Genomic DNA, 21,264 nt, shown 5'->3' with positions numbered 1-21,264 from the left:
TTTTTCTATGACTCGTTCACATCAATCCCGATATGCTTGAAGGATGAGACATCAAAAAGCCCCTCGTCTGTGATTTTAAGCTCCGGTATCACCGGTAGCGCAAGAAAACTCAATGTCATAAAGGGTTCAAGCACCCTTGAGACACCCAATTTGTTGTAGGCGTCCTCCCTAAGCAGTCTAAGCGTCTCCGAAACATCCTCCATGGGTTGGCTGGACATAAGACCTGCTATCGGCAGCGCCAAGGATCCGCAGACTTGACCTGCTGAGACCACGACGATACCGCCCTCTATTTCTTTTAACTGGTTTACAGCCATTGCCATATCTTCATCCGAATCACCGATTACGATGATATTGTGCGAATCGTGGGCAATCGTCGTCGCGATCGCACCACCCCTTAGATTGAAGTTCTCAACAAGACCTATGCCGATCGTCCCCGTTTTTCCATGCCTTTCGAGTACGGCGATCTTTGCAACATCGATCTTTCGATGCGCTTTGAACTTGCCTGCCTCATCCACATGAACCCTTCTGACCACGTGTTCTGTTACGATCGATCCCGGGGTGATCCTTATCACATTGACAATATCCCCCGAAAGCTGCAGCTCAAAGGTTGCTGGTGTCACGTCATGAAGCTTGACCGTCTTGTTTACCCCGTCGATCGGAATCTGCTTAGGAGTAAACAGCGCCTTACCCTTGTCAGCGACAAGCTGCCCTTTTTTGTAGACGAGTTCGATCGAAAAGTTCTCGAAATTGTCAAAGACGATCAGGTCGGCATCATATCCTGGTGCGATCGCTCCGATATCCCTTAAGTTGTAGCATCTTGACGGATTGATGGTCGCCATCTGGATAGCCGTCACCGGATCCAGTCCAAGTTCGATAGCCCTGCGCACATTGTAGTCGATATGCCCGTCCTTTAAAATGTCTTCGGGGTGCTTGTCGTCTGTGCAGAACATGCACTGATGCTTTGTTCTTTCATTTACTCCTTTGATCAGGGCTTCCAGGTTTTTCGCAGCCGATCCTTCGCGGATTGCCACATACATTCCAAGGCCGATGCGCTCTTCCATCTCATCGAGGGTCGTGCACTCATGCTCTGTCCTTATGCCATTGATGACGTATGCGTTCAGGTCCTTGCCAGTGATCGTCGGACCATGGCCGTCAATCGTCATGCGGTCGGCCATGTCCATCTTGTCGAGCAGGTCGTCGTCTCCACCGATCACTCCAGGATAGTTCATCACCTCACCAAGCCCCAACACCATCTTATGGTCGACAAGGGTCTCAAGCTCTTTTCGCTGAAGTACCGCCCCTGCGTTTTCAAAAGCGGTCGCGGGAACACAGGACGGCAGCATGAAGAAGCCGTTAAGCGGAGTCTCCTCTGCCGCATCGATCATATACTTCACACCCTCCATTCCAAGCACGTTCGCTATCTCGTGCGGATCAGCCACCACGGTCGTGGTTCCCCTTGGAACGATGATCCTGGCCATCTGGTCCGGGGCGACCAGTGTGGACTCCATGTGCATGTGCGCGTCGATCAGACCTGGCGCAACATATTTCCCACCCAGATCGACGCATGTCTCTCCCTCGTAGTCGCCTATCCCGATGATCTTGCCCTGATCGATCGCGATGTTCGCATTAATGATCCTTCCGTTGAATACATTGATGACCTTGCAATTTTTCAGTACCATTTCTACCTTGTCATCGCCTCTTGCCAAAAGCGCTCTCCGCTTCATTCTTTGAATACGTTCCATATATGTACCTCCACTATGCTTATTAGTTATACCCACTATGGACATACCCACCCATTAAATGTATTTTACCAGGTGGTGGTACTCGTGCCCCAGCACCTTCATGATGCAGTCCTCTTCATACCCTCTTCTGAGATAGAGCTCTCTTGCACGAGGATTTTCAAGGTCGGCAAGGATGGACAGCTTATCATGGCCCTCAGCTTTAGCTTTCTGCTCAAACGCGTCCAATAGGAGTCCTCCGATTCCTCTGTTCTGAAAGTCGGGATAAACCGCAAGATTATCTATGTAAAACTCGTCTTCGTTCGCCTCGCGGCTGCACAGAAGGTCTCTTTTAACCTGTAGATCAAATGTGATTCCTTCGGATTCGATGATGGCGATGCTGTTGAAGGTCAGCCTCCGCATCTCACCAGCAAGGTATGCAAGTCCCGCTCCGGCCACTTTTCCATCAATCTCGCACACAAGACCGTAAACATGCGAGAACCTTGTTTCCTGAGCCTCGATCAGGCGTTCAAGGCGGCTGTCGATGATATCAATCGCTTCACTTTGAGTAAAAAGCTCCGACAGATCCTCGATCGCCGACCGAATCAGCGGTGCGACAAAGGTCTTGTCTTCTTTTTTCATGGCTCTTATCTTCATAAATTTACCTCTCTTAAATTTATTTTACCAGAATACTTGACCTTACCACAGTGGGAAGCCTTATAATTGAATTATCGATACACTCATGATTTCGGCCGGAATCGCCACTCTCGGAGGTATGTTTTGAAAATTGGAGAATTTGCAAGGCTCGCAGAGGTTTCCCCTAAAATGCTTCGCCATTATGATGCCATTGATCTGTTTAAGCCCCAAAGGCTAGATCACGACACGGGATACCGCCTGTATGATGAACGTCAGCTCACAAGGCTAAACTGGATAGTCACCTTGAAGAACCTGGATTTCTCGCTTAGCGATATTCGGGCGCTCCTTAGCGGACCGGTTGACAGCGCCGCATTTTTGACGGCGATCGCACAAAAGCGGATTGAAATCGCGAACGCCCTGAACGAGCAGCTTGTAAAATCCATCCAAATCGAACGCCTCTTCGACCTTGTCAAACAGGAGGGATTCCGTATGGACCGAACTATCGATTTAAACGCACTTACTACAGAAAGCATCAACGCTATCAAAAAGAACATGCCCAACCTCGAAACCATGCTTGAAAAGGCCAGAACCATCCTCTCGGATGCCGTGGAAGGAAACACCTTCGGACTACTGCGTATGGATCTTAGGCAGTTTAAGGCGGTCAACGACATTGACGGCTATGAGGTCGGCGACAAAGTCATCGTCGCCCTCTATCAGGTGCTCGAAAGCGTACTTGCAACTAGGAACAAGAAGGCCAGCCTTGCAAGAGCGGGTGGCGACGAGTTCGCCATCGTCCTAGAAGGAAAGCCCGATGAGATCGAGGCTACTGCAAAAGCCTTTAAGGAAGGTGTCGAAGCCATCGACTACAAAGCGCTCGGCTGCCATAAGCCTGTACAGATCTACATCGCCGGTATCGTCTCGTCAAACACCGCCTACGAGCACTTTAGGGCATTGCTGGACCAGACAACCGAAGTATTGCTGGACGCCCGTCAGGACGTCGTCAACGGCGGAAGCGGAATAAAACTGATTACAAAAAACTAAAAGAAGCCACCTTGTTTTGCAAGGTGGCTTTTGATCTTCCTATCTTCTACCTAATCTTCTGATCTTGCACACGTTCTTCTTCCACACGTTTCATACCCCTTGTACCGAATCGCTGCAAAATCACCAAAATCAACCATCCGGCGACAAGCAGGTAGGCGATTCCAGTGAAGCCCTTCATCACATCCACCTTATCAGAAAGGTAGGCGAAGAAAAGGCCCACAAGGATTGAGAACCCTCTGTGGAGCATCGAATAGATCGACTCCATCGTCGCCCTTGCATCTGACTCGGTGTGATGGTGCAGATCGCCCATCACAAGTGCCTCGTTGACAGCTGCGACGCCGGCTGCCGCAGCGATCGCAAGGAGCACCCAGGTGCTTTTGAATCGACCTGCGAGCATGAAGCAGACCATCATTGCGACCACCGTCAACCTGTAAAAGGCCAGTTTATGCTCGGGATACTTTCGCAGTAGGGCTGCAAGCTTACCGACAGTTAGGGATGCCAGGATCACACCCGCTGACATCACACCGCTGATAAGTCCGAAATAGAGCGTCTTCACACCTACCAGCTCAAAGTAGTTCTGCCAGAACTCATCAAAGTAGATCATCACACTCCCTACGAGCGCGCCGCTGACAAGCACCTGTTTAAGAAAAGGGTTGGAACGAAGCGTAGTCAGACTTAAGCCTAAGATCTGGCCCGTCTTTAAGCTGACTTGCTCTTCTTGAACATTATCACTGCGCTTGGGTTCTAAAAGAAACATCGCTAAAATCATCGATATGACGCAGCTGACCACCGAAAGCCGGTAAGGGGTGACAAGACCGCTGTAATGGGCGAGCGCGCTACCTACAAGTGCTGCGATCAGACCGCTTGCATAGCGTATGGCTTTGATCCTGCCGATGACTTTCTCAAATCGTTCAGTCGTCTTCAGCTCCTTTAGCGAATCATAGATCAGTGCGTTCACGCTACCGCTTGAAAGCGCCCCGTACACTCCGGATAGGGCGATGGCGAAAGCGAAGGCCCCGAACCCGAAGGCGTAAACCATGATGACCGCGTTGATCAGATTCAAAGTAGCTGAAAAGACGACGAGCTTCGACCTTGAAAACCTGTCCGCCCACACCCCGCTCGGCACTTCAAGCAGCATCACAACCGCCGCGTAGATGAATTCCAAATAGACCGTCTGGGTGATGCTGATCCCTCTCGATCTCCAGTAAAGCCTTTCGACGACGTAGGCGAAAATAAAACTTCTAAAAAAATAATATCCGTAAATAAGTAAAATATTCGCTTTTAAGCGATTCATACGAGTCATAAGTAATCTCCTTGTCCTAGTCAATTGTCCGATAAATCCAAATCAAAATCAACTAAAATCAAGGCGGTCCTCGTACATGTCATCAACTGTGTCCTCTGATACGGTACATGACAACCTCCTAATATGTGTCATTTTAAATTAATGATAGTCAAATGGAATGAACAATCTGTGAACATTCAAAAAAAAAAAAACGCAAAAGCGTTTTTTTGATGTTCTTATCGGTTGATGATGTCTTTTACGATCTCACTTGCGATGATCATTCCGGCTACAGACGGAACAAACGATACGCTGCCTGGAATTGAGCGGCGCTCCACGCAGGTCCTGTCCTTGTTTGGACAGATGCAGTCTGTCGCACAATCTCCACCGGTCTTCATGGGTGTCAGCGGCTCCTCCTTGGAGTAGACCACTTTGAGTTTCTTGACTCCACGTTTTTTCAGTTCACGCCTCATGACCCTTGCAAGAGGACATACGCTGGTCTTGTGGATGTCACTGACTTCAAGCATGGTCGGATTAAGCTTGTTGCCTGTGCCCATCGATGCGATGATCGGCAGGCCTTTTTCCTGGCATCTGACAATTAGATCGATCTTAGCGGATACCATGTCGATGGCATCCACCACATAATCACACGATTCAGGCAAAATCTTATCTGCAGATTCGGTGTTATATAGGTAGGGATGGACTTCGACAATCGCTTTTGGATTGATGTCAAGGATTCTTTCCTTCATCACATCCACCTTAACTTTGCCAACCGTTTTTCTGGTGGCAAGGATCTGCCGATTGATATTGGTCAGGCAGACATCGTCGTCATCGCAAAGGATGAAATGGCCCACACCTGATCTCGCAAGCCCCTCTGCTACGAATGAACCGACCCCGCCTACACCTAGAATCACTACCTTGCTATTTTTTAGGCGCTCAAGGCCTTCTGTACCGATTAACATTTCTGTTCTTGAAAATGCATGTAACATGACAATCTCCTCATTTCTCAACATGTGCAAACTTCCCTTGTAATTTATCAGAGATTCGACGATTTGTCATTAGTTTTTTCATTCCTGCCATACTATGCTATTATCTATATAGGAAAACATAACTATTATAAGTAGGGAGGCAGTCATGTACCATGCTATTATGACGTATCACTTTAAACCGGAGCGTCTGGACGATGCTGTTGAATTATGGAAATCTGGCGTAGCAGGTGTTATCGAAGTTCAACCTGGATTTGTGGAAGTCCGCTTTTATACCGATGCAAGCGGTACTGCGATTGCCATCGGAACCTGGGAATCCGCCGGGCATGCGCAGGAATTTATGAAAACAGGAGTCTTCGCGGATCTTCTGAAATCATTTGAAGGCATGATGACCGATCTTCCTCGTGGTGGTGCGTTTGATCTGATTTATTCAAACAGAAGGTAGAGAAAACATCACCTAGTTTATTTTAAAGGGAAGGGCACACGAAGGTCACCCTCCTTTATTTTTCATGTCAAAATTGGTATCTTATTGGCACATTGTGTATAATAGATAGCAAGCGGCCAGCTAGGGTCCGCTCCACAAATAAAAATAGGTTGAAACTATGTGCGACTTACTATAGACTTTATAAATGGCGTTTCAAACAGAAAGGTTGGGTTTTACATGAAAATAATGATTATAGGCGCAGGCAAGTTGGGTCGAAAACTAGCCGCAGCCATGCTCAATGGTGAGATCAATGTGACCATCATGGACAGCAATCCGGTTGTTCTGGGTAGATTGAAAGACCATTTGGACGTACTGACGATCAACGGCAACGGAGCACGAAAAGATATTCTTGAAGAACTTGAAATTGGTACATATGACCTGCTTATCGCAGTGACAGGACATGATGAGACAAACATACTCATCAGTTCGATGGCTAAAAAAATGGGCTGTAAGGGAACCATCGCGCGCATCAGACAGCCTGAGTACTCAAATCAGTTGGAGTTCATGAAGGAGATCTACGGCATAGACCATATCATCAATCCAGAACTGGCCACAGCCAACGAAATTCTCAGGTATCTGATGGAGAGCTATACCTTTTACTTTGGCAACTACGCACAAGGGAAGGTTTCACTAGTCAACTTCAATATCGGAAACCGACCTGAATTTGCAAATAAGACGATCAGTCAACTGACCACTGTCGATCATATCCTAATCGTCGCAATCTCTAGAAATGGCGACATCATCATCCCTCATGGCGGAACCGTACTTGAGGAGAATGATATCATCTATGTCATGGGACAAACCCACCATGTGGATCATGTCGCGAAGCAGTTGAAGAATAGCGGCAAAAGGAAAAACGTCAAAAACGTGATGATCCTCGGTGGAAGTAAGATAGGATACTACCTTGCGGACGACCTGACAAAAAAGGGAATCAACGTAAAACTTATCGAGTCCGATCTTGATAGATGTAAGGAGCTCGCGGATACCCTTCACGAAAACGCACTGGTGATTCACGGTGAAGGTACCGATATCGATCTGCTTGAAGAGGAGAATCTTGCCGAAATGGATGCCTTTATCGGCGTTACAGGCTTTGATGAAGAAAACCTGTTCATGTCACTTCGCGCAAAGCAGCTCAACACTCAAAAGGTCATCGCAAAAATATCCAGACAGAGCTATGTTCATATCATCGAAAAGCTGGGCATCGATATGGCGATCAATCCTGTGAATATCACAGCAAGCGAAATACTCAAGTACATAAGGGGCGGACGCGTGGTGTCGGTATCGCTTCTGCTTGACGGTCAGGCAGAAGTCACAGAAATCATCGCCGCCAGCAACCTACAGATACTGAACACACCGATAAAGGACATCAACCTGCCAAAGGGAATCATCATTGGTGCGATTGTCCATCAGGGTAAAGTGATCATTCCAAAAGGTGATTCAAAAGTACAGGCTGGTGATAGGATTGTGGTCTTCTCACTTCTTTCCGAAGTTCCCGCGCTTGAAACGTTCTTTAAACTGAAGGATGGACGCTAATGAACTATAGAATGATATTTAAGGTAATGGGATTTATTCTCTTGATTATCGCGGCAGGTATGATTCTGCCGCTTCTGATCGCTCTTTTCACGGGCGAGCATGACTCCATCGCTTTTGCTGTGAGTCTTGTTCTTACCGCGGGTGTGGGATATTCGCTGACAAAAATACCGATTACCCACCCTACCATCAAGACAAAAGAAGGACTTGCGATTGTGACCTTCAGCTGGATCTTCGCCTCGGTCTTCGGCGCGCTGCCTTTTGTACTTTCAGGCAGCATTCCAAGTTTTATCGACGCTTTTTTTGAGACGGTTTCCGGTTTTACAACGACCGGTGCAACCATCATCAACAATATCGAAGTTCTTCCAAAAGGCATCTTGTTTTGGAGATCGTTCACTCACTGGATAGGCGGAATGGGAATCCTTGTGGTCGCAGTGGCCATTCTTCCAATGATGGGCGCAAGCGGCTTTCATATTTTTAAGGCGGAAAGTCCTGGCCCTATCGCAGACAAGATCGTTCCTAGGATTAGGGACACCGCAAAGATTCTCTATTCATCGTATATTCTCGTATCGCTCATCGAATTTGTGTTGTTGATGCTAGGTGGAATGTCCGTCTACGAGTCTGCGATACACACCTTCGGTACGCTTGGAACCGGTGGTTTCTCGACGATGAACGGGAGTGTCGGAGCATTTAACAATTCATACATTTTTATCGTCATCTCGATCTTCATGATCATGTCCGGTGCGAACTTCTCGCTCTATTATGACCTATATAAGGGAAAATGGCGTGATGTCATAAAGAACAGCGAACTTAGACTTTATCTTGGAATCATCGCCATCAGTGTGATCGCGCTGACCATCAACAACTCGTTCCACGTCTACTCAAGCTGGTTCGAATCGTTCACGCACTCCCTGTTCCAAACAAGTTCCATCATCACTACCACCGGATATACCACGGCGGACTATGAACAGTGGTCCACCTTCTCACAAGGTATTTTGTTCCTCTTGATGTTTGTCGGCGGTAGCGCCGGCTCCACAGGTGGGTCGATCAAGGTTATCAGGATTCTCGTACTACTTAAAATCATCAAACGTGAGTTTATCAAGATACTCCATCCTAGGGCTGTGGTACCTGTCAAACTTAGCGGACAGCCTGTTTCGGAGGATACGCTACTCAATATCTCCGGCTTCTTCATGCTTTACATGGTCATCTTCATCATCGGATCTCTTTTGATTTCCCTTGAAGGAAACGGGATCACCTTTATCGGTGCGACCAGTGCGGTGGCCGCGACACTAGGCAATATCGGACCAGGATTCGGATTTGTCGGTCCGACACATACCTATGCCGCATTTTCAAATGCGAGTAAACTCTTGCTGTCGTTCTTCATGCTGCTCGGCAGACTGGAGTTGTTCACTGTGGTCGCGCTACTTTCACCACGATTCTGGCGTTCGTAAGAGTATGTTTTTGAACGATAAACCTACTCTGAGACTGCTTGTAAATGATTAAAAAGGAGAACTCAATGGAGATTTTACGAAGCTATGTTCATCCTGCACTCGACTTATCCGATGACAGCACCTTATATGAACGTGTAACCGCGCGGGCTATCATCCAAAACGAAGACGATTTACTGATGATTTATACAAAGCGCTACGATGACTATGGCTTCCCAGGTGGCGGAGTCGATCTAGGCGAAGACATACGGGATGCCCTTTTAAGGGAGATACAGGAGGAGACCGGCGCGTTAAACGTGCAGATCCTTTCTGAGTTCGGCATCTACGAAGAACTGCTCCCCACTCATCATGAAGGTTACGATGCGACACACATGGTTTCTCATTTTTACATCTGCAGTGCGGATAAGAAGCTTGGCGAATCAAATCCCGAAGCTTATGAGGTTGTAAACGGCTCCGTGCCTGTGTGGGTGTCACTTGACGAGGCCATACTCCATAACCAAAACCTAATCGCATCGAAAGATGATGCGATGGGACTGACCATCGAACGTGAGACTTACGTGCTGAAAACATTAAAAGAGCGATTGAAGTAAACACAACTTCAATCGCTCTTTTTTCATTTCATCTACGACTTCTATTTCTTAAACTTCAATTACCGCTCTTCCATCATCCAAATCATAGATAGCTTGTGCGACATCTTTTGCACTCTTCAGCCTTAACTTGTCTTTGATATGGTCGCTATTGTCCCAAAACGGAGTCGCCATGCCGCCCATGTATACCGCTGTGACATCCAGCCTGTCTTTGAGTTCCAGCTGTAGGCTTTCTGTGAATCCGCGAACCGCATACTTGCTCGCACAGTAGACCGACTCGTTGACTTTACCCTTAAGCCCCGCTGTCGAGATAATGTTGATGATCCGTTCTCTGATATGTGGCATAAAATATTTTGTCGCATTGATCGTACCCCTGATATTGGTATCGATCATCAGGTCAATGTCTTTATCCTCGAGGCTTTCAAGTTCTCCAAAAGCACCATAACCTGCGTTGTTGATGAGCACATCAATGCTCTTGAACCTAACCTCGATGCCTGTAACCGCCTGAATCACCGATTTGACATCGGTGATATCGCATACGATCGGCGTGGCTTCCCCACCCGACGACTCGATTATTTTTGTAACCTCATTCAACTTTTCTACGGTTCGACCTAGCAGTACGACGTGATAGTTATTTTTAGCGTACACAAAGGAAAGTTCTCTACCCAGTCCGCTTCCCGCACCTGTGATCGCAACGATTTTCATAGCCGATCCCAAGTATTTGTCTATGAAATAGACTCCCATCGCAACAGGAGTACCGGTTCCCGCCATATCGTCCATCACCACTTTTTCCTTCTTAAATCCGTTTCTTTCAAGCAGCAGGATGGAGGCTTCGTTTTCAACACTCGTATAGGCTTCCAGTTTTGTCAGGCCTAATTCAGAAAAGCCATATTCCACTGCCCAGTTCAAGGCTTCGGACATATAGCCTTTTCGTTTGAAGTCTTCAAATAGCCCATAACCGATCTCAGCCTGGGTTCTTTCATCATCAAAATTCCAAATCGATATCGTACCGATGATTTCGTCTGTTTCCTTCAAGACGATTGCGTAGCAGTACCACGCATCTAGTTGCATGCCTTCATTCATTTTCCTGATATAGGAGTACGCTTCGTCGACGCTCCTGTAAAGGGGCATCTCCACAAATGGAAAGTTATCCTTTGAGGACCTATACTTAAAAATCGAAGGTGCGTCCTCTTCAATAAGCGCTCTCAAATAAAGTCTTTCGGTTTCAAAATTAGCTGGCATAGTTCTCCTCGCAATCTAGTGCATCTTCATATGTGCTTTGCTATTCCTGTTCAATATGATACCCATTTCTCTGGGATTCACCCTAACCTTAATAAGCAATTTGTGCGATAACTGCGGTCGCCTGACAAGCATCTGAACCTTCAAGTACGGCACTCGGCGCGTCTTTCTTATCTGAGATATGGATTAAGAGGGTATCTCCGCGTTTAAGATCCACCCGTTCATTTTCGTCAATGAAAACGCTAAAGGGTTCTTTTGGACAGTGGACGACAAGCGTCAAGGCATCTTTTTCACAACCTGAGATCTCCTCAGAAATAGGCACCGGTATTGCACCGCCTGTCAATGCCCGGGCAAAAAGCGTCGCTTTTGTTCCAGACCTGTGAATCACATTGAAATCAGTGACAAGACCCTCGCTTTGTGTATGCCATGATCCACTGAAAGCATCCACATCATAGGCATCAAGCACCTTGTCGTGGTGTCCTTCGTGGTTCAGTTTAAGCTTGCCCTCAAGACTCATCAACAATCTGTCGTACCCGTCTAATCGGGTGAACGTAGACGTCTCAAGCTCGACAACTGCGCTGCTGATTCTCCATATGAAGTCCCTGTCACCATACTCGCAGTTATTAGGGAAAATTGCGATCTGTGTGGTCAGCCCGCCAGACCACTTGTTCACCGCTAAAGTTTCACATTTTACTAAATCGATTCTATATGTCATTTACCCACCTCACCTGTCATCATTTGATTTTATTTTAGCATATAACATTGCCTTTACTACACAAACTTTGTTTCGTATCCCACCTACTATATTTCAAAACCATTACAAACTATTACATCTTCAAAACACACCTTGCTATCCGTTAACACCCAATGGATAAAACGGTATACTGGGGTTAATGAACTTTTTGGAGGATAAGATGACAATAGAAATTAAGCAAAAAATCATGCTGGAAATAATAGAATGGACAAAATCCATCGGTTTCGCCCTAGTTATCGGCGCGATCATCCTTATCTTTGTCAGGCCGTCGGTCGTCTTTGGCGATTCCATGCTGCCCACCCTAGAGGATAAGAACTTGCTCCTGCTTGAAAAGACCTCCTATTTATTGGGTGAACCCGAACGCGGCGACATCGTCGTCATAAGATCCGACCTTCAGTTGTACGGATTCATGAAGAAAAAACTCATTAAAAGGGTCATCGGACTGCCTGGCGATACCATCGTGATCGGTGAAAGACAGGTATTCATCAATGGTGTCGCACTTGAAGAGGATTACCTTAAAGACGAGCGTATGTACGACGGTTTTACAGGAACCGTTCCTGAGGGACATGTCTTCGTACTTGGCGACAACCGCAACAACTCCACCGACTCACGAAAGCCAACTGTCGGATTCGTTCCATATAGCAAAATTCAAGGCAAAGCCTATTTTAGGATTTTTCCCTTTGATAAGATAGGTGCCATGTAGCAAAAAAGCAGTAAACCGACTTGTTAACGGTTTGCTGCTTTTTATTTTCGTCTACATAGCTATAAATCCACCATCAAGAGTCCTTCTTCCATGATTGCACTCTCAGTAGTATCAGTATAATCCTTTTAATGAACCTTTGCCCATCCCTACTTTCCTATAACTGTTTTTTGATGAAAAACACATGCCGGATTTGAGAAAATTACGCTTGCAAGTTCCATCAAAAAGCGTAGAATGAAGTTGCAATCATACTTAGTGTTCCAGGGAGGAACCATGCATCAGATCAGAAAAGCAATCATGAGTGATTTAGATTTTTTAGTTACACTGGAACAGGATTCCTTTTCCAAAGACCGAAGGACCTCACGAAGACCATTCGGCACAGCATCGCCAGCGCGCATCTGGAGGTGTTCATCCTGGAAGATGGGCAAAGAATAGGCGCGGCTGTTCTTCATGTGTTCAAACATACGGTTAGGATCTATTCCATCGCCGTCCGCAGCGACGAAGGCGGAAAGGGATACGGAAAAGAACTTCTGGAATTCTGTGAGAACCATGCCAGAGGACTCGGTGTCTTTACGATATCCCTAGAAGCGGATGCGACCGACATGCGCCTGGTCAGCTGGTACCAGAAGCAGCACTATGAAATCAAGGAGACGCTGCCAGATTATTATGCGCAGGGCATCAACGCTTTCAGAATGCATAAAAGCCTTGATAATCTCGTCAGAAAGACCGGCAGACTTCAAAATATAGTCATCACAGAGCGTGAATATGGCTTTTTAAACGGTATTCCCAGCATAGAAGTCATCAGCCCCAATGACTACCTGACACAAAAAAGGTTTCAAACAAGCGGCCAGTACCGGATCTTCAACTTGACGAACTCCTATGCGTATCAGTCCAAAGGCTATTATATGTCGCTTCTCGCTACGGCAAGGGACCACCGGGTCATCCCCAATGTGGCGACGATGTCCGATATCGGAAACCTAGTCATCACAAGCAGCATATCCGATGACATCATGAACCTGGTCGCTGAAAGGTTCCGCTTCGAATCAGGACAGAATATCTCCTATACGATCGTCTTCGGACATGAGATAAGTGGACAGCTCACACCGCTTAGCAAGGCGCTCTATCAGCTGTTCGAAGCGCCTTGCCTTCGCTTTGAATTCGTTAGGGCTGGAAGGTGGCTCATCGAATCATCCGCACTCGTCACAATCAACGAGATGCAGGCTCTAACCGAACTTGATCTGAATGCAATGGCACAAAAATATTTTGGGCAACGAAAGTTCAACCGTATCAGGATTAAAAACTATGAATACGACCTTGCGATCCTGATCGACCCCTGCGAGGTGAATCCGCCTTCAAATCCTATCGCACTTGAAAAGTTCAAGAAAGCCGCCGATAAGGCCGGATTCTTCGTCGAGGTGATCACAAAAAATGACGCACATAGGATCAATGAGTTCGATGCGCTTTTCATCCGAGAGACGACAAGCGTCAATTCCCACACCTATCTGATGGCTAGGCACGCTCATGCGGAAGGTTTGGTTGTCATCGATGACCCTTGGTCGATCCTTAAGTGCTCCAATAAGTTTTACCTTCAGGAGCGTATGCAGATCGCAAAGATACCTATGCCCAAGTCGCAGGTTCTGCACACCGGTATCGACTGGGTCGGCGTCGCAACAGCTAAGCTCAATTTCCCAATGGTCATCAAGCAGCCCGACAGTGCCTTCTCCCTTGGCGTGCATAAGGCCAAGACCATCGAGGATCTGATTTCAATTACCACACATCTGTTTGAAACTTCCGAATTCGTGATCGCCCAGGAATTCATGCCGACCGATTACGACTGGCGCATCGGGATTCTTGACAACCAGCCGCTCTTCGCATGCAAGTACCTCATGGCAAAGGGACACTGGCAGATCTATAACTGGAACTCCGCCGAACAGACCGAGGGGGATTCCATCGCAGTCAAACTGATCGATGTTCCAGAAGCCATCCTTAAGACGGCACTGAAGGCAACTTCATTCATCGGAGATGGATTTTACGGTGTGGACCTTAAGGAGTCAAATGGAAAAGTGTATCTGATTGAAATCAACGACAATCCGAATATCGATGCGGGTGTCGAGGATGTCGTTCTTGGCGATGAACTCTATGAACGGATCATGCTCAACATGAAGGAGCGCATCATCAAGGCTAGGAACATCGATAAATACATCGATATCTGAGGGCACGGATCGCAGATCGGGAGCAATAAAAAAAGCGTACCGCTCAATTTTTAAAAAATGGCGGTACGCTTTTGCTTATAATTTTTTCACATACATCGATTTCAGCTTCATCGCTCCAAAACCGTCGATCTTACAGTCGATATCGTGGTCGTCCCGATCGCCGTCGATCAGTCTGATGCTCTTGACCTTTGTTCCCTGCTTGATCACAGATGAAGATCCCTTTACCTTGAGGTCTTTTATCACCGTCACGGCGTCGCCGTCCTGCAGTATGTTTCCGTTGGCATCTCTTACCGCATTGTCTTCAACCGCTTCTTCTGCATCCATCCACTCGTGCGCACATTCAGGGCAAACCATCATTGTACCGTCGTGGTAGGTATATTCACAGCCGCATTTTGGGCATTTTGGAAAATCGCTCATCGTTAAAACCTCCAGTTTATTCTTGTCAATTCTACAACGCTATCTACAATATCACAGTATATGGCGTTTGGCAACTTACAAACGCTACATCTCCTCGTTGATCACCAGTCCGAAAAGATGGGCGAGTGAAACCGCCTGGACCGGTGAGATCATAGCCCCTCTCACATCCTCGACCCTGACCCCGATACCTTCGATGTCGCAACTACTCAGATCCATTCCCCAAAGCTTGGCCCCTGACATCTGGCACTCTCTGAAACTTGACTCGTCAAATCTGGATTCCTTGAACTGAGCATTTTGAAAATCGGCGAGTTCAAAGGAGCATGCCTCCATCAACAGGTGTTTGAATGTCGAGTACCTGCCGTTCGAGTAGCGGCCCATGCAGTTCTTCATGACCACGTCCTGGAAATTGATGCCGCTCAGATTGGCTCCGACCATCTTGCAGTTGATGAATTCGGTTCTAAAGACCGTCGAATCACTTAGGTTGATATTCGACAGATCACAGTTTTCAAAGACGACATCCTCGATATCGCAACCGATCAGTCCGACCTCCCTGAAGGTGACATTGTTAAAGACCACCCCGCTGATGCGCGCCCTATGTGCCGTAATATCCTCTATGTCGCAGTTGTTGAACTTTTCACCCATGATTTCCACTTCATCTTCAAGCCGATGGGTGAAAAGCTCATTCTCGATGAACGACTTTGGAAGTTTCGGTGCGATAATTCTCAACTCTTTTTTCTTCATCCTATCCATTCCATTTCTCTTATCCGCTTGTTTACCTCTATCCAGTATATCATGAGATTAAACCATGATAAATAATTTGAAAATTCACTCAACAAGTCGACATAAAACGGGTACAATAAGAACAAGACATCGAACAAGGAAGGGAGAATGCGATGACAAGAAAAGACGCACTTGATCTGCTCAAAATGCACGTGACGACAGACAGGGTTTTCAGACACTCGTTAGCAGTGGAGGCCGCCATGATCGCCTATGCGAAGCACTTTGGCGAGGACCCTGTGAGATGGGGGCTTTTAGGCCTTTTACACGACATCGATTTTGAAAAATACCCCGAGATTCACCCGGCGAAAGCGCCAGAACTCTTAAAGGATTCCGGTATGGACCAGTCCTTCATCGACTCGATCCTCTCCCACGGAACGGACTCGCCTGTACCTAGGGACACGCGTGAAAGAAAATGCCTTCATGCGGTGGATGAGATGGCCAGTTTCATTATCGCAGTCGCCCTGATGAGACCGGATAGGTTTGAAGGACTTGCTGCCAAGTCCGTGAAAAAGAAAATGAAGGACAAACCCTTTGCAAGAGCCGTCGATCGTGAGGAACTGATCAGTTCCATGGAGGAGCTGGGCATGGAGTTCAATGAACATATCGCGATTATCGTCGATGGGTTAAGGGTACATAACGAACTGATCGAAAAAGAAGGATATCAGCTGTTATAAGAAAAAGCCAAGGTTCAATCGAACCTTGGCTTTTTAAGTTTTCATCCGATAGGATCCTATTCACTCTTGATCATGTTCACACCGAGTCCGATCCACCATACCATCTGACCCAGTGCGAATACCATCACCGCGTAGTCGAATAATGGAGGTGCGATCGTAAGAAGACCTGCAATACCGACAACCATTCCAAGTACATTGATCCACTTCTTGAAAAGTCCATGCTTAAGAGCTATCAGGCTGATGACAAGCGTCCAGATCGCACCGTTGATTTCATTGCCACCACCTAAGCCGATATGGATCGCGTTTATCATTTTAAAGAACTGACCCGCCTCAACCGGACTAGTGCTTAACATATCGATGGCCATTCCCATGCCGACATTGTGGACCATGCCGCTGGCAATCACAAGTCCTGCCCATATCAGTCCGAACGCGGTGGCTACTTTGCTGAGGAAGACATCAGCAACCTTTAACTTTTCATGGATCGCCAAAGACAATACCACTAGGATGATTCCGAAGACGACATACAATAGTGTGATCCAAGCGTACATCAACACCTCGTGGTCTCTCATAAACTCCACAAGTTTAACTCCATCTGTGATGCTTGAAGTATCAAGCATCGTGACGTTCATCACAATTCCGATTAAGTAGATGACGGTCAAGGCAATTGCTGTGAGTCCGCCGATTTTATTGATTCTCATCTTGATTCCTCCTATGATTGTCTATTGACAGAAATGAGTTCTATTCCCAGATTGTTGATCGTTCTTAAAATTCCGAAAAGTGCTGACTGGTCTACGATCTCCCCGCTCAGGCGCGTCATCGCATTCTCAAGGTTTTCACTATCCATCTCGCAAAAGCGCTCACCGCTAACGCTTTTCAAGTAGCCCTTTACAATGATCTCATATCGCATATGTCCACATCCTTTACAGGCTGGCCGGTTTCCATTTGATCGCTAGTCCCAAGATCACAAGGTTTGCAAGTATTTCCACAGCCGAGAAGAACATGTAGTGAAGCGTCGCATCTGTTCCGACTGCGAATGACCCTAATTGGTACACGATCATCAGTACGGGAACGATCATGTTCATCATTCGATTGGACTTAAAGGGTAGGATTCTCGAAAGTACCACCATCAGAAAAGGAATCTCTAGCGAAATGCCTGCAATCAGGATGAAGCCCTGTGTGAGCTCGATGCCGCCGATATTTCCGATCAGCAGTCCGTTAAGCGCCTCCATCTCCATGTTGCTCAAAACGTCGCATAAGATATAGTTCAGTGAAAGAAAAATCCAAAGTGTCGATAATAGCGTCGGTAGTTCAATTCCTGTCTTTTTAGCCCTGTTTGCGTTCATAAGTAAAACCTCCTGGTCATCATGTTTTGATCTAAGACCATCATACATGAAACCAGGAGGCCGCAACACCAACTTTAGTAGGGTATTTGAGTACTACTTGCTCAAATCAGACCTAAATTTCTAGATACCTGAACCGCTTCTGTTCTTCTAGTGACAGACAACTTGCCGTAGATATTGTGGATGTATCCCTTAACCGTGCTTAGCGCGAGAAACAGCCGGTCGGATATCTCCTGGTTGGATAAGCCGTCCACGATCAGAGCCAGCACTTCAAGTTCTCTCACTGTAAGTGGTTCTGTGAGACGCTGATTGGCAAGCTCCTTCTCCGAACTGACAAGGTCTGTCGTTACAATACACTTATATTCCTTTTCACTCAGGTAGTCGATGAATGGCCGGTAGTACTTTTCGAGTTTCGCGAGCTCCACCGCCTTAGCCATCAGCCGCTTAGCCTCTTCTGTCTTGCCCTGCCTTTTTACGATTACGCTTTTTATGACCCCGTACTCGACCACCTGTCCGCTTCGGCCTTGTTTTTGCGCACTGGCAAGCATGGTCTGGCAGAGCGCACTCAGCTCATCAAGCTTCTTACTGCTCGGTTCAGGACTGAGCGGACTTAGATGGTATTTCATATACAGGCAGGCGCTGGTTTCAAGCAGTACCGGTACACCCTCGTTAAAGTTCATTTCACTTATGGCGTGATTAGCGGTACTTGATCTGCCCTGCTCGATCGCAATCATCACCTCCATGTCCTCGAGTGTGATACGATCAGGAATCGGATTCATGTAATAGTGCTTCTTCCCTTCACTTACGGCATCAAGGGCCATCTCATACAGTCCTTCGCTGCAGTAGATTCTTGAAAGCAGCAGGTAGTACTTGTATTCCCAGTCCATAAACGCATACTTGGCACTATGGGCCTTGCTCTTTGCGAGTAACTCATGCGCGACCTTGTGGTCCGCCCTTAAAAAGGCGACCTTGGCAAGACCCAGATAGAGACTGGCAAGCAGTATTCCCGCTTGCCCCTCTTGTTCGACTCTCCTGATGGTACTTGCAAAGAGATTCTCCGCCTCATTCAATCGACCCTGCTGAATGTACAGTTCGCCGAGCACCATGCTGAAACTGTTGACAGTAAGCGGGTTCACCTGCTTCTCGACATCTTTCCTCGCACCTGCTATTATCCTTTCGGCTTCTTCAAACTCGCCTATCGACCAGTGCGCAAATCCCAGAAGCGTCGCAATGACCCCTCTTTTGTAATAGGCGTGCTCGGGCGTTTTCGCCAAGGCGTCACCCGCATGCCTGAACAGGTTTTCAATGTCTCCCGTACCAGCAGCGATATATCCGTGGGCCGACGCCAGATTGGCAGGAATCAGTTCAAACTGCTTCAGGTCCGAAACAAGCAGTCCGTATTCGTTCCCGACGCTCAAGTATTCCTTATACAAACACTCACCGATCTCAAGCCACTTGACGCTGTTTTCCAAATCACCCGTATCAAGCAGCGACCAAGCGTATCCAACGGCAAGCACCGGTCTTTTCCTTATCACGTCCTCAGGCAGGAGCTCCGCCATGCTTAGCCAAGACGCCGCCTGCAGATTGACATCCATCTCGTCCCATGCGTTTTCGATAAGGCCCGCAGCCTCATCGAAGGCACTGGCTTTAAGGTAATGATGGATGCCTTCCCTTTCATATCCGTTTGATGTGAACCAGTCCGCTGCCTTCTTGTGAATCTCAGTGACAGGTCCATCTGTATGTTCCTGCGCGCTTTCTGTAAGTTTTTGATGGATGAGGTCCCTAAACAGGTGGTGGTATCTGAACCAGCCCCTATCCTGATCGAGCGGGATGATAAACAGGTTCGCCTGTTCTATCTCATGGATGATCTTCTGGCTTGTTCCGTGGTTTGAGTTCAAGAGCGCGTCGCACAAGCCGCCGCAGAAGTAATCTAAGATTGACGTCTTGAGCAAAAAATCCTTGATCTGAGGCGACAAGGCAACCAGCACCTCTTCAATCAGATAATCCATGATGTAAAAATGATTTCCTGAAAACTCCTCGATAAAGGCGTCGATGTTGTCATGCCCCTGCATGGATAGGGCGGCAAGCTGCAATCCAGCGACCCACCCTTCCGTGCGTACCGTCAGAAGACGGATGCTTTCGCCGGTGACCTGGACCTTGAGCTGTCCTTCTAGAAAATCCTTCACTTCTTCTTCGTTAAACTTCAAATCCGATATGCGAATCTCCTTAAGCTGTCCTTTGACCCTTAGTTTCGATATCGAAAGCTGAGGGTCTTCCCTTGTCACGACCACCAACCGCATTGTCTGGGGTGTATGGTCGACAAGCATCTTAAGCACCGTATCGATCTGCGTGTTCTCAATCAAATGATAGTCATCCAAAACCAGCACGTACTCCGTCCTTATCTGATGGAGCAGTCCGATCATCGACCTTAAGAAGGGTTCAAACCCGATGGACTGGAACCCTTCCTGCAACTGCTTCAGTTCGGCTCCGATAGCCGTATCGATGCGCTCGATCCCAGTGATCAGATAAGCGAAAAACAGCTGAAGGTCGTTGTCCCATTCATCCAGGGAATACCAGATATGCTCCAGCCGATTGACAGAAATCCACTCGTTGATCACCGTGGACTTACCTGATCCCGCCGGAGCAGAAACAAGGATCAACCTCTTGCCCTTGTCGTCGTTCAGCTTGGTTTGGATCGCCTTTCTGGTAACGACAGGACCCATCAGCTGTGGCTTATTCAGTTTGGAACTTAAAATAGGAAGGTTCATCTCATTCGCTCCAATCGTATCGTAGATTTGTTAAGTCAATTATAACACTTCACGAGAGTACTTTTTTAGTACATTGCCGGTCTTGGTCCTTTCCTCTGAATAGTAGTTCACATGATACTTGATGATCGGAACCTTTAAAAGCTCCAGCCAACCGTCATAGACCCCGTCGATGAACTCCTGACGCCATGAGGAAAACCCTTCAAGCAGCGGGCAGGCATGCAGCTGATCCTTTTCGATAACAAGCGAGAACTCCCCGTTTTCAAGATGCGGCTCAAAGGGATAGGTCCTGCACTGAATCGGCCGATAATCCCTAAGGCAGCCTTCATCCTGATGGCAGTGGATATAGTAGAGTTTTTTTATCTTTGCCGGCATCTCATAGAGACGGCTTGTGTGTATTTCAAAATCCTTCACAACTTCACTTTGCATATATTCGTACTCAAGCGGTAAAAGGTACATGCCCAGTTTCTCCTCAGAACCGTCGCTTGGCCTACAGCAGTGATATCCGCAGAGCTCACCGCAGTTGCCGCTGATGATGGGTTCGTTCATCAGCTGATAGGCTTTTTCAAAGACTTCCTTATAATCGACTGTATGGGCAGTTCCGGTAGGTCCGTTCTTTTTCATATCGCTCACTTCCTTGATAAACATTGCACTGCATCATCGTCTTATTATA

Annotated in this window: 21 protein-coding genes; 8 read left to right on the top strand and 13 right to left on the bottom strand. The window is 47.2% G+C overall.

The genetic code is table 11. The features are described from left to right. Nucleotides 1-5: 5 nt before the first annotated feature. Both ade and DWB64_RS15375 read right to left on the bottom strand, forming a co-directional pair. A complete protein-coding gene (gene ade, locus DWB64_RS15380) occupies nt 6-1,742 on the bottom strand; it encodes an adenine deaminase (RefSeq protein ID WP_206736688.1) in 1,737 nt (578 codons plus the stop codon). A 54-nt stretch (nt 1,743-1,796) separates the two neighbouring features. After that, complete coding sequence (locus DWB64_RS15375; protein ID WP_129489138.1) at nt 1,797-2,375, bottom strand: GNAT family N-acetyltransferase; 579 nt, start codon at nt 2,373-2,375, stop codon at nt 1,797-1,799. A gap of 123 nt (nt 2,376-2,498) precedes the next feature. On the opposite strand from DWB64_RS15375, the gene DWB64_RS15370 reads away from it, so the two are divergent. Then, a complete protein-coding gene (locus tag DWB64_RS15370; protein ID WP_129489137.1) occupies nt 2,499-3,395 on the top strand; it encodes a diguanylate cyclase domain-containing protein in 897 nt (298 codons plus the stop codon). 46 nt (nt 3,396-3,441) lie between these two features. On the opposite strand, the gene DWB64_RS15365 is transcribed toward DWB64_RS15370, so the two are convergent. Both DWB64_RS15365 and DWB64_RS15360 read right to left on the bottom strand, forming a co-directional pair. Beyond that, on the bottom strand, nt 3,442-4,698 hold the full coding sequence (locus DWB64_RS15365) for an MFS transporter (protein WP_129489136.1): 1,257 nt from the start codon (nt 4,696-4,698) through the stop codon (nt 3,442-3,444). Between the two features lie 215 nt (nt 4,699-4,913). Continuing rightward, complete coding sequence (locus DWB64_RS15360; protein WP_129489135.1) at nt 4,914-5,663, bottom strand: ThiF family adenylyltransferase; 750 nt, start codon at nt 5,661-5,663, stop codon at nt 4,914-4,916. Between the two features lie 145 nt (nt 5,664-5,808). Between DWB64_RS15360 and DWB64_RS15355 the strand changes: the two genes are divergently transcribed. The 4 genes from DWB64_RS15355 to DWB64_RS15340 all read left to right on the top strand — a co-directional run bounded on the left by DWB64_RS15355 (nt 5,809) and on the right by DWB64_RS15340 (nt 9,712). Then, nucleotides 5,809-6,105 (top strand): antibiotic biosynthesis monooxygenase, encoded by a 297-nt coding sequence (locus DWB64_RS15355; protein ID WP_129489134.1) that lies wholly within the window; start codon nt 5,809-5,811, stop codon nt 6,103-6,105. A 216-nt stretch (nt 6,106-6,321) separates the two neighbouring features. Further along, nucleotides 6,322-7,677 (top strand): Trk system potassium transporter TrkA, encoded by a 1,356-nt coding sequence (trkA, locus tag DWB64_RS15350; RefSeq protein WP_129489133.1) that lies wholly within the window; start codon nt 6,322-6,324, stop codon nt 7,675-7,677. Further along, nucleotides 7,677-9,125: a TrkH family potassium uptake protein gene (locus DWB64_RS15345; protein WP_129489132.1), complete on the top strand. Its 1,449-nt coding sequence runs from the start codon at nt 7,677-7,679 to the stop codon at nt 9,123-9,125. Before trkA ends, DWB64_RS15345 begins: the two co-directional genes overlap by 1 nt. Nucleotides 9,126-9,190: 65 nt before the next feature. Continuing rightward, complete coding sequence (locus DWB64_RS15340) at nt 9,191-9,712, top strand: NUDIX hydrolase (RefSeq protein ID WP_164980440.1); 522 nt, start codon at nt 9,191-9,193, stop codon at nt 9,710-9,712. Between the two features lie 48 nt (nt 9,713-9,760). On the opposite strand, the gene DWB64_RS15335 is transcribed toward DWB64_RS15340, so the two are convergent. Together DWB64_RS15335 and DWB64_RS15330 are read right to left on the bottom strand one after the other, a co-directional pair. Then, entirely contained in the window at nt 9,761-10,951 is a 1,191-nt protein-coding gene (locus DWB64_RS15335; protein ID WP_129489130.1) for an SDR family NAD(P)-dependent oxidoreductase, read from the bottom strand. Between the two features lie 88 nt (nt 10,952-11,039). After that, complete coding sequence (locus DWB64_RS15330) at nt 11,040-11,663, bottom strand: HutD family protein (RefSeq protein WP_129489129.1); 624 nt, start codon at nt 11,661-11,663, stop codon at nt 11,040-11,042. A gap of 199 nt (nt 11,664-11,862) precedes the next feature. Between DWB64_RS15330 and lepB the strand changes: the two genes are divergently transcribed. Next, nucleotides 11,863-12,405 (top strand): signal peptidase I, encoded by a 543-nt coding sequence (gene lepB, locus DWB64_RS15325; protein ID WP_207713470.1) that lies wholly within the window; start codon nt 11,863-11,865, stop codon nt 12,403-12,405. A gap of 368 nt (nt 12,406-12,773) precedes the next feature. Next, nucleotides 12,774-14,615 (top strand): GNAT family N-acetyltransferase, encoded by a 1,842-nt coding sequence (locus tag DWB64_RS15320; protein WP_256369618.1) that lies wholly within the window; start codon nt 12,774-12,776, stop codon nt 14,613-14,615. 75 nt (nt 14,616-14,690) lie between these two features. On the opposite strand, the gene DWB64_RS15315 is transcribed toward DWB64_RS15320, so the two are convergent. Then, nucleotides 14,691-15,032 carry a zinc ribbon domain-containing protein YjdM gene (locus DWB64_RS15315; protein WP_129489127.1) on the bottom strand — a complete coding sequence of 114 codons (342 nt, stop codon included), beginning with the start codon at nt 15,030-15,032 and terminating at the stop codon, nt 14,691-14,693. Nucleotides 15,033-15,116: 84 nt separating this feature from the next. Further along, nucleotides 15,117-15,782, bottom strand: a complete 666-nt coding sequence (locus DWB64_RS15310; protein ID WP_129489126.1) for a pentapeptide repeat-containing protein — start codon at nt 15,780-15,782, stop codon at nt 15,117-15,119. Between the two features lie 143 nt (nt 15,783-15,925). Here DWB64_RS15310 and DWB64_RS15305 point away from each other — a divergent pair, with 143 nt between their 5' ends. Then, entirely contained in the window at nt 15,926-16,486 is a 561-nt protein-coding gene (locus DWB64_RS15305; RefSeq protein WP_129489125.1) for an HD domain-containing protein, read from the top strand. A 56-nt stretch (nt 16,487-16,542) separates the two neighbouring features. On the opposite strand, the gene DWB64_RS15300 is transcribed toward DWB64_RS15305, so the two are convergent. From DWB64_RS15300 to DWB64_RS15280, 5 genes are all read right to left on the bottom strand, one after another. Further along, nucleotides 16,543-17,184, bottom strand: a complete 642-nt coding sequence (locus tag DWB64_RS15300) for a DUF4386 family protein (RefSeq protein WP_129489124.1) — start codon at nt 17,182-17,184, stop codon at nt 16,543-16,545. Between the two features lie 11 nt (nt 17,185-17,195). Continuing rightward, nucleotides 17,196-17,393, bottom strand: a complete 198-nt coding sequence (locus DWB64_RS15295; RefSeq protein WP_129489123.1) for a hypothetical protein — start codon at nt 17,391-17,393, stop codon at nt 17,196-17,198. A 13-nt stretch (nt 17,394-17,406) separates the two neighbouring features. Beyond that, the gene (locus DWB64_RS15290; RefSeq protein WP_129489122.1) at nt 17,407-17,829 is read right to left on the bottom strand and encodes a DUF6326 family protein; all 423 of its coding nucleotides are present in this window, start codon (nt 17,827-17,829) and stop codon (nt 17,407-17,409) included. 101 nt (nt 17,830-17,930) lie between these two features. After that, nucleotides 17,931-20,594, bottom strand: a complete 2,664-nt coding sequence (locus DWB64_RS15285) for a LuxR C-terminal-related transcriptional regulator (RefSeq protein ID WP_129489121.1) — start codon at nt 20,592-20,594, stop codon at nt 17,931-17,933. Nucleotides 20,595-20,633: 39 nt separating this feature from the next. Further along, on the bottom strand, nt 20,634-21,215 hold the full coding sequence (locus DWB64_RS15280; protein WP_129489120.1) for a hypothetical protein: 582 nt from the start codon (nt 21,213-21,215) through the stop codon (nt 20,634-20,636). Nucleotides 21,216-21,264: the final 49 nt, after the last annotated feature.

Source organism: Fusibacter sp. A1, assembly GCF_004125825.1.
Taxonomy (GTDB): Bacteria; Bacillota; Clostridia; order Peptostreptococcales; family Acidaminobacteraceae; genus QQWI01.
The sequence above is the reverse complement of the archived record's forward strand: the minus strand, read 5'-3'. Positions and strand labels throughout refer to the sequence as shown.